The organism is Aeromicrobium sp. NPDC092404 (genome assembly GCF_040684095.1).
Taxonomy (GTDB): Bacteria; Actinomycetota; Actinomycetes; order Propionibacteriales; family Nocardioidaceae; genus Aeromicrobium.
This window is the reverse complement of sequence record NZ_JBFBFI010000001.1, coordinates 377,828-391,602: the sequence shown is the minus strand read 5'-3', so window position 1 is coordinate 391,602 and position 13,775 is coordinate 377,828. Positions and strand designations below refer to the sequence as shown.

At 70.0% G+C, this 13,775-nt stretch carries 11 protein-coding genes; 8 read left to right on the top strand and 3 right to left on the bottom strand.

Annotation, left to right across the window (positions count from 1 at the left end; genetic code table 11):
* Window positions 1–49 precede the first annotated feature (49 nt).
* The 8 genes from AB0N22_RS02010 (at window position 50) to AB0N22_RS01975 (ending at window position 10,181) form a co-directional block, all read left to right on the top strand.
* A complete protein-coding gene (locus tag AB0N22_RS02010) occupies window positions 50–1,870 on the top strand; it encodes a CDP-glycerol glycerophosphotransferase family protein (protein WP_364635372.1) in 1,821 nt (606 codons plus the stop codon).
* A gap of 45 nt (window positions 1,871–1,915) precedes the next feature.
* The gene (locus AB0N22_RS02005; RefSeq protein ID WP_364635369.1) at window positions 1,916–2,890 is read left to right on the top strand and encodes a glycosyltransferase; all 975 of its coding nucleotides are present in this window, start codon (window positions 1,916–1,918) and stop codon (window positions 2,888–2,890) included.
* Window positions 2,880–4,058 carry a UDP-galactopyranose mutase gene (gene glf, locus AB0N22_RS02000; protein ID WP_364635366.1) on the top strand — a complete coding sequence of 393 codons (1,179 nt, stop codon included), beginning with the start codon at window positions 2,880–2,882 and terminating at the stop codon, window positions 4,056–4,058. The genes AB0N22_RS02005 and glf overlap by 11 nt, the downstream gene beginning before the upstream one ends.
* The gene (locus AB0N22_RS01995) at window positions 4,048–5,259 is read left to right on the top strand and encodes a CDP-glycerol glycerophosphotransferase family protein (protein ID WP_364635363.1); all 1,212 of its coding nucleotides are present in this window, start codon (window positions 4,048–4,050) and stop codon (window positions 5,257–5,259) included. Before glf ends, AB0N22_RS01995 begins: the two co-directional genes overlap by 11 nt.
* Window positions 5,260–5,262: 3 nt before the next feature.
* Window positions 5,263–6,726, top strand: coding sequence for a hypothetical protein (locus AB0N22_RS01990; RefSeq protein WP_364635360.1), 1,464 nt, complete (start codon window positions 5,263–5,265; stop codon window positions 6,724–6,726).
* Entirely contained in the window at window positions 6,723–7,661 is a 939-nt protein-coding gene (locus AB0N22_RS01985) for a phosphatase PAP2 family protein (RefSeq protein ID WP_364635357.1), read from the top strand. The genes AB0N22_RS01990 and AB0N22_RS01985 overlap by 4 nt, the downstream gene beginning before the upstream one ends.
* 64 nt (window positions 7,662–7,725) lie before the next feature.
* Entirely contained in the window at window positions 7,726–8,232 is a 507-nt protein-coding gene (locus AB0N22_RS01980) for a SigE family RNA polymerase sigma factor (protein ID WP_364635354.1), read from the top strand.
* Complete coding sequence (locus AB0N22_RS01975; protein WP_364635351.1) at window positions 8,229–10,181, top strand: beta-propeller domain-containing protein; 1,953 nt, start codon at window positions 8,229–8,231, stop codon at window positions 10,179–10,181. Before AB0N22_RS01980 ends, AB0N22_RS01975 begins: the two co-directional genes overlap by 4 nt.
* A gap of 13 nt (window positions 10,182–10,194) precedes the next feature.
* Here AB0N22_RS01975 and AB0N22_RS01970 read toward each other — a convergent pair whose 3' ends face one another.
* The 3 genes from AB0N22_RS01970 to AB0N22_RS01960 all read right to left on the bottom strand — a co-directional run bounded on the left by AB0N22_RS01970 (window position 10,195) and on the right by AB0N22_RS01960 (window position 13,774).
* Window positions 10,195–11,301 (bottom strand): patatin-like phospholipase family protein, encoded by a 1,107-nt coding sequence (locus AB0N22_RS01970; RefSeq protein ID WP_364635349.1) that lies wholly within the window; start codon window positions 11,299–11,301, stop codon window positions 10,195–10,197.
* Window positions 11,302–11,468: 167 nt separating this feature from the next.
* Window positions 11,469–12,887 (bottom strand): bifunctional cytidylyltransferase/SDR family oxidoreductase, encoded by a 1,419-nt coding sequence (locus AB0N22_RS01965; protein WP_364635346.1) that lies wholly within the window; start codon window positions 12,885–12,887, stop codon window positions 11,469–11,471.
* A 26-nt stretch (window positions 12,888–12,913) separates the two neighbouring features.
* Window positions 12,914–13,774 carry a siderophore-interacting protein gene (locus AB0N22_RS01960; protein WP_364635343.1) on the bottom strand — a complete coding sequence of 287 codons (861 nt, stop codon included), beginning with the start codon at window positions 13,772–13,774 and terminating at the stop codon, window positions 12,914–12,916.
* Window position 13,775: the final 1 nt, after the last annotated feature.

Below are 13,775 nucleotides of genomic sequence, written 5' to 3'. Positions count from 1 at the left end.
ATGACGTTACCGCAGAGGAGGCCCGAGGACGCGTGATAATTTCGTCCGCATGGTCTCGCCCGTTCGTGCTGCTCAGGCCGCATTCCACCGATTGGGCCGGACCGAGGAGCTGCCCGGGTTCCTGCTCTCGGTGGGCTGCCTCTTCCTCGCCCTGCTCTGCGCCGCGCTCGGGCTCGAGATCGGCGCTCTCGTCTTCCTGCTCCTCTCGGTGCTGGGCGAGCTGCCGTTCGAGGTTCGCTCGTCCACGGCCTCCGACCTGCTCGACCAGGCGTCGTTCGGCCTGCCGATGCGCTTCGCCCTGCGCGTGATCGCCGGGCTGGTGGTGAGCGACCAGCTCGACAGCGCCGCAGCGGTGCGGGTCTTCACCGTGGTGGCGGTCGCGTACGCCCTGGTGCTCTGCGCCCGGGCACTGCACCAGGAGTACCGCCGGGTGGGCCCGCTCAAGCCGATGGAGACCCGCAACATCCCGGGATCACCGCGCATCCACGACGCTCCCCGCCGCCGGGCCGTCGAGGTCGTGCTGACCCAGCTGCTGGTCCTCGGTCCGGTGCTGTTCGGCACGCCGTGGCTGCCGGTCCTGCTCGCCGGCATCGTGGCGGTGGCTGCGCTGACCGCGGTCACGGTGCCCGACGTCAGGGCCTCCTGGGCGCTCCGCCAGCAGAAGCGGGCCACGGGATTCACCGCACCGCTGCGCCGCATCCAGGAGTTCCTCGACGACTACCAGCCCGACGTCGTCGTGCACCTGAGCGGTCCGGAGGCCGCGGGCTACCAGATCAACACCTGGCTCGAGAGCCTCGAGGCGCTCGATCGCCGGGTGTTCATCGTCCTGCGCGACCACCCGCTGTTCACCAAGATGGCCTCGACGTCGATCCCCACGCTCGAGCTCAAGGACCCGGGCGAGCTGCTGATGCTCGACTTCTCGTCGGCTCGCGTCGCCCTCTACCCGTCCAACACCGGCAACAACATCCACCTGCTGCGCCTGCCGACGCTCATGAGCGCGTTCATCGGGCACGGCGACAGCGACAAGAGCGCGTCCAACAACCCGTTCTCCCGCGCGTACGACGAGCTGTGGGTCGCCGGCGAGGCCGGGGCGGACCGCTACCGGCGGTCCGGGCTCGGGGTGCACGAGGACCAGTACCGCTTCGTGGGCCGGCCGCAGGTCCACGGCATCTCGCGCGAGCCCAGGCTCGGCGACGAAGACGTCCCGACGGTGCTCTACGCCCCCACCTGGGAAGGCGTCAACCACGACCAGGAGTACTCGTCGGTCTCCGCTGTCGGCGTCCGCGTCGTCCAGGCGCTGCTGGCCGCCGATCCGCCGGTCCGGGTCGTGTTCAAGGCGCACCCCTTCACCGGACAGCGCGACGCCAAGTACCGCGCCGTCCTCGCGCGGATCGCCGGCCTGCTCGACGACGCCTCGGCGCGTACGGGCATCGACCACCGGGTCGTCAAGGGCGGCTCGATCAACGAGTGGTTCAACCGGGCGACCGCGCTCGTCACCGACATCTCCAGCGTCGTCAGCGACTTCCTCGCGAGCGAGAAGCCGTATGCCGTCTTCAACCACACCGACGACGACGACGCGACGTTCCGGGCGACCTACCCGTCGACCGGCGCCGGCACCACGATCGGCCGCGACGGCCGCGGCATCGCGGAGTTCATCGACGTCGTGACGCGGTCCGCCCCCGACCTGCAGGCCGGTGCCCGCTCCGAGCTGGCGACCTATCTGCTCGGCCCCCCGGAGCAGCGCACCCTCGCGGCGTTCGCCGCGTCGGTCGACGCCTTCATCGCCCGCTCCGACGCCGAGCGTGGCGCCTATCGCGGCACGTCGTACGCCGTGGAGCCGGGCGACTCCGAGGACGAACCAGCGCTGTAGCCGAGCGATTCGGAGGCAGGGGCGCTCAACGGTAGGGTTGCACGGGTGAATTCGGCACCTGGGAAGATCGCCATCGCGATCGTGACGTTCAACCGATCGACGTACCTCAAGGAGCTTCTCGCCAGCGCCGCAGCGATGGACACTCCCCCGTTCCGGATCGTCGTCGTCGACAACGCGAGCACCGACGACACGCAGGACGTCCTCGCAGCCGCGGCCGCAGACTTCCCCGACGGGATGCTGGTCAACCACCGGCTGGACACCAACACGGGTGGCTCGGGCGGCTTCAGCGAGGGCACCAAGGTCGCGCTCGAGCTCGGCGCCGACTGGGTCTGGCTGATGGACGACGACGTCGAGATCCTCCCCGACGCGCTGCAGCAGTTCGCGCCGTGGATGGAGCGCTTCAAGGTCATCCACGGTCGGCGCTACGACTTCGACGGCACCCCGTTCTACTGGCAGGCCAAGTTCAACGAGTTCCTCGGCGTGCCGCTGCCCTACAGCGGCAAGCAGTTCAACCGCGAGGGCTTCGCCGTCACCAACTCCGGGACGTTCGAGGGCATGCTGATCAGCGCCGACATCGTCCGGGCCATCGGCCTGCCCGATCCGCGGTTCTTCATCTCCTGGGACGACGCCGCGTACGCCTGGCTGGCCGCGCAGCACACCGACGTCGTCTACGTCGACGCGTTCGTGCTCAAGCGCAAGCGCGAGCAGAAGCAGGTCAACCTCGGCATCCGCCACCTCAACGACGGCAGCCCGCTGTTCCGCTTCCACGTGATCCGCAACCGCGCGTACGTCGGCAAGTACTTCGCCGAGTACGGCAAGCTCAACCGGGTCGGGTTCGGCCTCGGCACCGCGCTGACCCTCGCCAAGGAGGTCTTCCGCCTCGTGGTCGTGCAGCACACCCTCAAGGGGCTCGGCGACCTCGCCCGGGGATTCCGGGCCAATCGGGCCCTGTGGCGGGACAAGACGTGGCGTCCGATGGATCCGGCCGACGTACCGGCACAATTGACGAATGACCGCTGACCTCCTGATCGTCGGGTCCGGGTTCTTCGGGCTGACGATCGCCGACCGGTGCGCCCGCGAGCTCGGCCTGCAGGTGCAGGTGATCGACAGGCGACCCCACATCGGCGGCAACGCCTACACCGAGGTCGAGCCCGAGACCGGCATCGAGGTGCACCGCTACGGCGCGCACTTGTTCCACACCTCCAACAAGCGGGTCTGGGACTACGTCAACCGGTTCACCGACTTCACGCCCTACCAGCACCGCGTCTACACGACGTACCGCGACGAGGTCTTCCCGATGCCGATCAACCTCGGCACGATCAACCAGTTCCAGCGGGCCGCCTTCACCCCCGCCGAGGCCCGCGCGTGGGTCGCCGAGCAGGCCTCGATGCTGACCGGCGAGCCGAGCAACTTCGAGGAGAAGGCGATCTCCTTGATCGGGCAGCCGCTCTACGAGGCGTTCATCAAGGGCTACACCGCCAAGCAGTGGCAGACCGATCCGCGCGAGCTCAGCGCCGAGATCATCTCCCGCCTGCCGGTCCGCTACACGTACGACAACCGCTACTTCTCCGACACCTACGAGGGCCTGCCGGTCGACGGCTACACCGCGTGGCTCGAGCGCATGGCCGACCACCCCAACATCACCGTGACGCTCGAGGCCGACTTCTTCGACGAGACGCAACCCCATCATAAGGCCGCGACGGTCGGTCAGGTGCCCATCGTCTACACGGGCCCGGTCGACCGCTACTTCGACTTCGCCCACGGCGACCTGTCGTGGCGCACGCTCGACTTCGAGACCGAGGTCCTCCCGGTCGGCGACTTCCAGGGCACGACCGTCATGAACTACGCCGACACCGACATCGACTACACCCGCATCCACGAGTTCCGGCACTTCCACCCCGAACGTGACTACCCGAGCGACAAGACCGTGATCATGCGGGAGTTCAGCCGCTTCGCGGAGCACAGCGACGAGCCCTACTACCCCATCAACACCCCGCAGGACCGCGAACGGCTGCTGGCCTACCGCGAGCTCGCCAAGGGTGAGACCGACGTGCTGTTCGGCGGACGCCTCGGGACCTACCAGTACCTCGACATGCACATGGCGATCGGCTCGGCCCTCAGCATGTACGACAACAAGCTGGCGCCGCACTTCACGGACGGCAAGGCCTTCACCGACCATGGCCTCTGAGGCGCGGGTCGGGCTGGCCCGTCGGCTCCAGCTCTGGGCGATCGGCCGGCTGCGACATTCGCGCTTCCTGCCGGTCGGCATGCCCGACAAGCTGACCGACGAGCCGCGGCTGGGCACGCCCTTCACGCAGCAGGTCATGCTCTACTTCCCGACCCCGCAGGACAGCCTCTACCAGCTCCGCCCCTGGTACCACGCGTTGCGAGAGCTCGACCGCGTCCACCCGATCGTGTGTGTCTTCAAGGACTCCCGGACCGCAGCCGTCGTCCGCGCCGAGACCGGCTTCGACTGCGTGACCTTGGCCCGTTACGGCCAGCTCGACGAGATCTTGTCGATGTCGGAGGTCAAGCTCGCCCTCTACGTCAACCACGACCCGATCAACTTCGAGTCGCTGCGGTTCACGTCGCTCGTGCACGTCTACGTCGGTCACGGCGACAGCGACAAGGGCGTCTCGGTCTCCAACCAGGTCAAGGCGTACGACTGGTGCTTCCTCGCCGGCCAGGCGGCCCTCGACCGCACGGCCTCGGCGGTCATGCTCTACGACGCTCCGGCGCACAGCCGCCTGATCGGCCAGCCACAGCTCGACGGGGCGGCCCCGGTCGCCGCCCGACCTGCGCCGGACGGTCGCCAGACCGTGCTCTACGCACCCACCTGGGAGGCGTCGCAGCCGTCCGTGTCGTACGGCTCGCTCGAGACCCACGGCGAGGCCCTCGTACGTGCGTTGTCCTCGGCCTACCGCGTGATCTACCGGCCGCACCCCCTCAACGGCGTGATCCGGCCGTCGTACGCCGCCGCCGACGCCGCGGTGCGTGGTCTGGCCGACCGCGTCGACACCGACGTCAGCCTCGAGCAGTCGTTCGCCGATGCCGACCTGCTCGTCACGGACGTCTCGGCGGTGAGTCTCAACTGGCTCCCCAGCGGCAAGCCCCTGCTGGTCACGCGGCCGCTCGTCGCCTACCCGCCGAGCCGCTTGATGGCGACCGTGCCGCAGCTCGCTGCCACTGACGACTTCGCCGCCGTCGTGGCCGAGCACCTGTCGACCGACCCCACCAAGGCCGACCGTGACGCCCTCGTCGAGCACTACCTGGGTGATCCCACGCCGGGCGCGGCGACCCGCCGCTTCATCGCCGCGTGCGAAGAGGTCATGGCGATCCGCGACCGCGAGTGGGACGCCGCGAGGGCTCGCGGCGCCAACGGGACCTGAGGCGTGGCGGGCCTCTGGACGAGACTCTCGCCGCTCGCCGTCATCTCGATGGCGGTCGCGGTGCTGATCGCCCTGCGCCTCCTGATGTTCCGGGCGTACGTCGGGGCCGACGAGGCCGGCTTCCTCATGGTCGGCACCGGCTGGCACGACGGATCGTCGCTCTACGGCGACTACTGGGTCGACCGCCCTCCCCTGTTGCTGTGGATGACCGAGCTCGCCGGCGGGGTGACCTCGCTGCGAGTCCTCGGGCTCGCCGCATCCGTGCTGACCCTGCTCGGCATCGCCTGGGCGGCCCACGTCGCCCGTGGCCCGGAAGCGGCGCGCTGGGCCGCCGGCGCAGCCGCCCTGTTCGGCGTGGCCCAGTGGCTCGGTGTCGCCAGGGTCAACGGGGAGATGCTCGCCGCCCCCTTCGTGGCGTGGAGCATCGGCCTGGTGCTGCGCGCCGTGCTGCACCCGAGGTGGCGCGTCCCGGCAGCGCTCGGCGCGGGGGTGCTGGCGATGGGCGCGCTGGCCATCAAGCAGAGCGTCATCGAAGGATTCGTGTTCGCCATCGCGCTCTCGCTGGCGATGGCCGTGCAGCGCCGCGAGTCCCTCCGTGTGGTCGTCCGCGTCGTGGCCTGGGGCGCGCTGGGCGCCGCAGCAGCGGCGGTCGTGATGCTGGTCGCCGCTGACGCGCGCGGTACGTCGCCGACCGACCTGTTCGACGCGGTGGTCCGCTTCCGCGCCGAGGCCGGTGAGGTCATCCGGGCCTCGGCCAGCGGCGCGACGCCGCTGCGGCTGCTCGTCATGATGGGCACCTGGGCGGTCAGCGGCCTCGGAGCGGCGACCGTGCTCACGGTGCTGCTGGGTGCCCGTCTCAAGGACCCGCTGCTGCTGGCCACCGCGGCGACGCTGCTGTGCAGCCTCGTCATCGCCCTGTTCGGAGGCAGCTACTGGGCGCACTACCTGATCCAGATGGTGCCTGCCGCGAGCCTGGCCGCCGGGCTCCTCGCCGGCCGCGCTCCCGTACGCCTGATGCGGCGCCTGGCCATTGCGACGGTCGCCGTGACGGCGGTCAACCTCGTGATCGCGCTCGGGTTCGAGCCGGACGACAACGGGCAGCAGCACACGGTCGGCACCTGGCTGCGCGAGGCTCGCGAGCCCGCCGACACCGGGATCATCACGTTCGGACAACCCAACGTCCTGTTCGAGGCGGGGATGTCGAGTCCCTACCGTTATCTGTGGAGCCTCCCGGTCCGCACGCGCGACGCCGACCTCAGCGAGCTGTCCGCGGTGATCGACTCCTCCCGCCGGCCGACCTGGGTGGTCAACTGGTCGGGGCTCAACTCGTGGGGGATCGAGCCGGGGCGCACCGTGCAGCTGCTCCGTGACGGCTATCGCAAGGTCGCGACCATCTGCGGGAGGTCGATCTGGTTGCTCACGACCGAGACCCGCACCCTCCCAACCGTCCCGAAGGTGTGCCCATGACGACCCGAGCTGATCAGCTGCCGAGCACGTCGTCGAGGTGGCGGGCGCCGGCCGTGGCCGCGTACGCCGTCGCGCTCGGCGTCTGGATCGCGCTGATCGGCGTGCCGACGGACCCGTTCCAGATGTTCGTCTGGCTGTGGCTCGTGACGATCGCCTGGCGGCCGTCGGCGCCCTGGCGCTACCACCTGGGGTTCGCCCACGACTGGGCCCCGGCGTTCGGGCTGCTCGTCATCTACCTCTACAGCCGTGGCCTGTCCGACGAGTGGATCTCGATGCCGGTCCACTGGACCATGCCGATTCGTGTCGACGAGTGGCTCGGCGGCGGCGAGCTGCCCACCACACGGCTGCAGGACGCCTGGTGCGCCGCGCCGTGCACCAGCTCGACCGAACCGCGCTGGTACGACGCGATCCTGACGACGGTCTACTTCACCCACTTCGTGGCGGGCCTGACGATCGCGGTCGTCCTGTGGCTGCGCAGTCGCGAGGCCTGGATCCCCTGGATGCGCCGCTATCTCGTGATCAACTTCTCGGCCCTGGTTGTTTACATCCTCTACCCGATGGCGCCCCCGTGGCTGGCGTCCAAGGAGGGCTACATCGCCGGGGACGTCCCGCGGCTCACCGGTCGAGGGTGGGACGACCTGGGCCTCGGCGGCTTCCACGTCGTGCTCGCCAAGGTCGGCAATCCGGTGGCGGCGATGCCGTCGCTGCACGGCGGGCTCGCGATGCTCATCGTCCTCTACGCGATCACCCGCCTGAGCAGCCCGTGGCGCTGGCTGCTGCTCACCTACCCGCTGCTGATGGGCCTGGCACTGGTCTACTCGGGCGAGCACTATGTCATCGACATCGTGGCCGGCTGGGCCCTGGCCGCGCTCGTGATGGCCGGGTGCGGCTGGTGGGAGCGGACCCATCCCCGCACGCCACCGCTCACCACCTGAGCCCGGATGGAACCGTTCGCCTTCGGGATCCGTCGTAAGGTGACAGGTCATCTGAGGAGGCGGCGTGGACGCGACGTCAGAAGCGAGCTTCGCGGAGTTCGTGCGCACGCAGTGGCGTGATCTCGTTCGTGCCGCGATCTTCCTCGGCGCCGGTCCCGACGAGGCCGAGGACCTGGCTCAGCAGACCTTGGTCCGCTGCTACTCCAGCTGGCAGCGGGTGACCGACGCGGCCAACCGCGACGCATACGTCTACCGCATGCTGCTCAACCAGCTCCGCGACGTGCGGCGCACGCGCTGGTGGCGGAGCCGCGTCGACATCGAGCCTGACGGGCACGTCGAGGATGTGAGCGGCGACGTCGTCACGTCCGACGCGATCCACCACGCGCTCGCGGCGCTGACCAAGGCGCAGCGCGACGTCGTCGTGCTGCGCTACTTCGTGCAGCTGACCGAGGCGCAGACCGCCGCCGCCCTTGGCATACCGGCCGGCACGGTCAAGAGCCGACTTTCCCGCGCGCTGGCGATCCTCGCCGGCTCGCACCACCTCTCCGAGCTGTCCGAGGAGCACCGATGAGCGATCTCGAAGACCTGTGGGACGAGCTGCCGACCGGCACGCCGCCGGTGGAGGCGATCCAGTCGGCCGGCCGCGCCGAGGCCGCCCGGCGGCGCAAGCTGCGGCAGACCTTCATCGCCGTCGGTGCCACGGCCGCTGTCGTCGGCTCGTTCGTGGCCGGCGCCGCGGTCGGCAATCGTCCCGGGCCGGGCAGCTCGACGCCCCTCAGCGACGCCCGCCCCGTCGCGTTCCAGGCCGACCTGGAGCCGGCGCAGAGCTGTGACGAGCTGCTCGACTCCTATCGCGACCGCGCGCTGGGGCTGGTCTCGGCGTGGGGCTGGGGCCGGCGGTTCGACCCATACGGCTCGTACAAGCTGGAGAGCAGCACATCGCTCAGCCTGGAGCGCATGGACGTTTTTGCAGCAACGGGAACCGCCAAGGACATCGGAGGCCAGCGGTCGCAGGACTCGAGTGACACCGGCACCAACGTCCAGGAGAACGGCGTCGACGAGCCCGACAACGTCAAGACCGACGGCAGGCTGGTGGTGCGGCTCCGCGGCAGCAGCCTCGTCGTCTACGACGCGTCCGGCCCCAAGATGGTCAAGCAGTCGAGCACCCCGCTCCAAGGCATCGAGGACGGCCAGATCCTGCTGGCCGGGCAGACCGTCATCGCGATCGGCACCGACACCCACAGCCCCCGCGACGAGGCAACCGGCCTGCGTCGCGGCAGCCGGGTCATCACGGTGTCGGTCGAGGACACTGCAGAGCCGAAGGTCGTGTCCGACGTGGAGTACTCGTCGCGGGTCGTCTCGGCAAGGCAGCATCGCTCGACCGTCCGCCTCGTCATGGCCGCGGGTCTGCCCACGCTCGACTTCATCCGGCCCGAGGGCAAGGTCACCGAGCGCGAGGCGCTCGTGGCCAACCGTCGCGCCGTCGAGGAGTCGACGATCGAGGACTGGCTGCCGAGCTACACCGCCGGCAAGGACCGGCGTCAGCTGCTCGACTGCACGAACGTCGCAGTCCCGGACACCGCCGCCCTGGACACCGTCAGCATCGTGGGATTCACGGCCACCGACGCCGCGAAGCCGCATGCCATCGGACTCGCGGGGGGCACCACGATCGCGTACGAGTCGGCAGGTCACCTCTACCTCGCAGAGTCTCCTCGTCGGTCGGACTGCTTCGGGTGCAAGACCATAGGGTCACAGGGCGGCGGGACCACGCACCTGTACGACTTCGAGCTCGACGGCGTCGACGCGGTCCACGTCGCCTCGGGCGAGGTCGAGGGACGGGTCGCGGACCGCTGGTCGCTCGACGAGGCCGACGACGTGCTGCGCGTCGCTGTGGGACCGTCCAGCGAGACCGGCAACTTCAACTCGGTCGTCACGTTCAAGCGCGAGGGCACCGAGCTGACGGAGATCGGCCGGGTCGACGGGCTCGGCCGCAACGAGGACCTCAAGGGTGTCCGTTGGTTCGACGACCTCGCCGTCGTGGTGACGTTCCGGCGGGTCGATCCGCTGTACACGATCGACCTCAAGGATCCGGCGAAGCCTCGATTGCTCGGCAAGCTCAAGATCCCCGGGTTCAGCGACTACCTGCACCCGCTGAGCGACAGGTGGCTGCTCGGTGTCGGCCGCGGCGGACGGGGCGCGCAGATCGCCCTCTTCGACACCTCGGACCTCACCGACGTCCGGCGCACTGCCGTCGAGACCTACAAGAGGTCCCGGGCGCTCGCCGGGGACGACCCGCGATCGTTCACGTGGCTGCCCGAGCACGACACCGCCCTCGTGGTGATCCAGAAGGGCCGGCGGGTCAAGATCGCCACGGTGACTGTCAAGCACGGCCGCTCGGACAGCACCCTCACCAGTGTCGAGTACGGCGACGATGCCGCCCAGGTCCGCACGATCGGCATGCCCGACGGTCGGGTCGTGCTGGTGACCGGGGAGGACGTGCGCTTCTTCGATCTCCCGTGAGGCCGTCAGCCACTCAGGGCTCCGGCGCCGCCCACGAGCTGAAGTCGCCGAGCCGGCGGGGGAAGAACGTCGCCAGGGCGGCTCCGACGGTCCACCATCCGCGGTGCACCAGCGCCCGGCACAGCGCCGGGTCGAGCTTGTCGAACACGGTCGGCACGAGGGCGAGATCGCGATCCTCGTGCGTACGGCGCTCCGGGAAGGCCTCGCGCCACGCCCTCAGCGGCGCCGGCCCCGGTTCCGGCAGCGCCGTGACGAGGCCGGTCAGCACGCCGCGACGGCCGTCGGGCGGCAACGGCCCCGAGCCGGCCTTGCGGCCGCGCTGGAACTGCGCGACCAGGCTCGTGGTCCGCAGCGCGACGCTCTGGCGGTAGAGCAGCGAGTTGGCTCGGGCCAGGTCGCGGATGACCGGCACCCGGCCGTACGGGCCCGGTCGCAGCAGGCCGCCGGCGTTCATAGCGACGAGGAACACGTCGCGGTACGCCTTGTCGTCCAGCGCCTGCAGACCGGTGTTGTCGTACGTGCCGCCGTCCATCAGCACCGGCAGGTGCTCCGCGCCGGGCAGCTTGGGTGACGTCAGCACGACCGGGGCGAACGCTCCGGGCACCGCGGCCGACGCCGCGACGGCGGTGCTGAGGCGGAGCCCGCTGCCGGCCGTCGGCGCGTGGCCGATCGTGTAGTCCCCGACCATGTCGCGCTCGAAGCCGAACCGGACGCCGGTCGTGAGGTTCGCTGCGTTGACGATCCAGCGGACGCTGCGGTCGAGCTGCTCGAGCTCCACGCCGTCGAACCACCACTCGTCGAGGCGTCGCGCCAGCAGGTCCGTGCGGGTCGAGGGCCCGATCGCCCGCCAGCTCCCGCGGACGAGCGACCACTTCAGCGACTGCGTCGAGATCTGGGCGACGAACGGGTCGATCAGGTGCTCCTGCACGGCAGCGCCGGTCAGTCCGGCGTCCCTCAGCAGTGGCCAGCGCGACGCGAGCAGGCCGTTCGCCAAGGAGCCGCCCGAGACCGAGGAGACGTACCGGAGGTCGCCGAGCATCCCGGCATCGGCCAGCAGGCGGATCGCGCCGAGGCCGGCGAGGGTGGCCCGGAACCCACCGCCCGAGATCGTGAGGGCCACCGGCGCTGCTGATCGAGGCGGCTTGCGCGGTGGCCTGTCACCCCGAAATCGCTCGGGCTGCAGCCCGGAACCGATGGCAGGTGAGTCGACGACCCATCGGCCGGAATCCTCGCGCTCCCCCATCTGGACACCCTCTCACCGGGTGCCTCCGGCGTCGAGCGCTACGTCTAGGAGCCGCCGCCGACCGCGGCCGGGCCGTCCTCGCGACGGATGTCGATGATGTGCCCGGTCTGCTCGGCCAGCAGCACGTCGAGGGACTGCCGGGCGACCTCCATCGAGCTCAGCAACGTGCCTTCGGGCTCCTCGCCGAACGCCTTGGTGCGCATCGGCGTGCCCGTACGTTCGGGGTTGACGCAGTTGACTCGCACCTCGCCCGCCCACTCGTCGGCCAGTGCCTGGGTCAGGTTGACGACGGCCGCCTTGGCCGAGGAGTAGAGCGAGTAGCCGCCGCGCCCACGCGTGTAGGAGGACGACGTGAACAGCAGCAGCGAACCGGACGACCGCGCGAGGTGTGGGTAGAACTCCTGCGCGATGAAGATCGGGGCCAGGTAGTTGATCTCGGTCGCCGCGAAGATCGTCTCCTCGGAGGTGTCGGCAAGGTCCTCGATCACCAGCACGCCGGCGGTGTTGACGACGAAGTCGATCGACTCGGACTCCTTGAGCACTGCGGCAGCGGCGGCGGCGATGTCCTCTCGGCGATCCACGTGCGTGTTGGTCGACGAGCGCGAGAACGAGTGCACTGTCGCACCGAATCCGCGGGCGAGCTCGGCGATGTCGCCCCCGATCCCGTAGGACCCGCCGAAGACGACCATAGTCTTGCCCTCGAGCGCCGAACGGTACTGCTCGTCGGTGAGCTGGTCGGGCTTGTCGGCTGAGTGCAGCTGGAAGAGCTTGTCGGCGATGTAGACGTCGATCGGCTCGGTGACCTTCATGTTGCGCTCGTGCCCCGTGACGACGGCGATCGGCACCTCGGGCAGGTAGCGCAGCACGACGGTGCAGTCGTCCGTCGCGGTGAAGTCCGGGTCCTGCCACGCCAGCTCGTACGCCTTGCGGATCACCGAGAGGCGGAACGCCTGGGGGGTCTGGCCGCGGCGGAGCAGATGGCGCGGGAGCACGTCCGAGATCGTGTCGGTCCCGTCGGGTGTGTCGTGCACCTGCACGACGGTGTCCGCCGAGGGGATCGCCGTGTCGACCGCCTCGTGCGTCGCCAGGGCTGCGACGACGTCACCGATGATCGTCTGCGACACGAGCGGGCGCACGGCGTCGTGGAACAAGACGTTGCACTCCTCGGAGCCCAACGCCTCGAGCGCGCGGCTCGTCGACTCGTTGCGGGTCTCGCCGCCCTCGACGATCTGGGTGACCTTGTCGTACCCGCCGTTCTGCACGATCGCGCGCACCGGATCCAGGTGCCCCGGCGTCATCAGGATCACGATCTCGTCGACGAGCGAGGACGCCTGGAACGCCGCGATGGTGTGCTCGATGATCGTCTTGCCGGCGATCTTGATGAGCTGCTTGGGGATCGACAGACCGACCCTCGTGCCGGTGCCACCGGCCAGGACGACGGCCACGTTGCGGAGTTCAGTCACCCGACGAGGTTACCGTCAGGGCAGCGTCAGGGCGCCGCCGGTCGCATGACCGCGTCCTTCTGGGCGGACTTCCACTCACGGAAGCCTTCCTCGGTCGCGCCGCGCCGCCAGTAGGCCGAGACCGAGACGTCCGCGCGAGCCACACCCCGGTCGTCCAGCACGTACGGCCGGACGCTCTTGAGCAGTGCTGACTCGCCGTGGATGAAGGCCTGCGCACGGCCCGGACGCCAGCTCCAGGCCCGGACGGCGTCGTCGAGCAGCGTCGTGGTCCCCGGAGCACGGTCACCGCGGTGCAGCCAGTGCATCTCGAGCTCCGCGACGGTCGCGAGTGCGATCTCGTCGTCCGCTCCCCCGACCTCGACGAAGGCCACGGCCGCGGTGCCGGCCGGCAGCGCCTCGAGAGCGGCCGAGATCGCGGGGAGACCGGCCTCGTCGCCGACGAACAGGTGCCAGTCCGCAGTCGGATCGGGCCGGTAGGCCCCGCTGGGCCCTCGCACGTGCACGGTGTCGCCGGGCTCGGCGCCCGCTGCCCACGGACCGGCGACGCCCTCGTCGCCGTGCACGACGAAGTCGATCGCGAGCTCCTGGGCCTCGAGGTCGACCCAGCGGACGGTGTAGGTACGCAGCACCGGCCAGGCCTCGGGCGGCATGGTCTCGCGCACGGCTGCGAGATCGAGCGGTCGCTGGTAGTCGTACCCGTCGGCGAGGAAGACGAGCTTGACGTACTCGTCGGTGAAGGCGCCGCCGTCAGGGACGTCCCGGTTGAGCAGCGCGTGCCGGTTGCCGAACTCGACGAATCCCGGCCCACCGAGCACGACGCGGCGCATGCCCGGAGCCACGAATTCCGTGCGGACGACCGTCAGTTCGGCCGGATGGGTCTTGCTCACC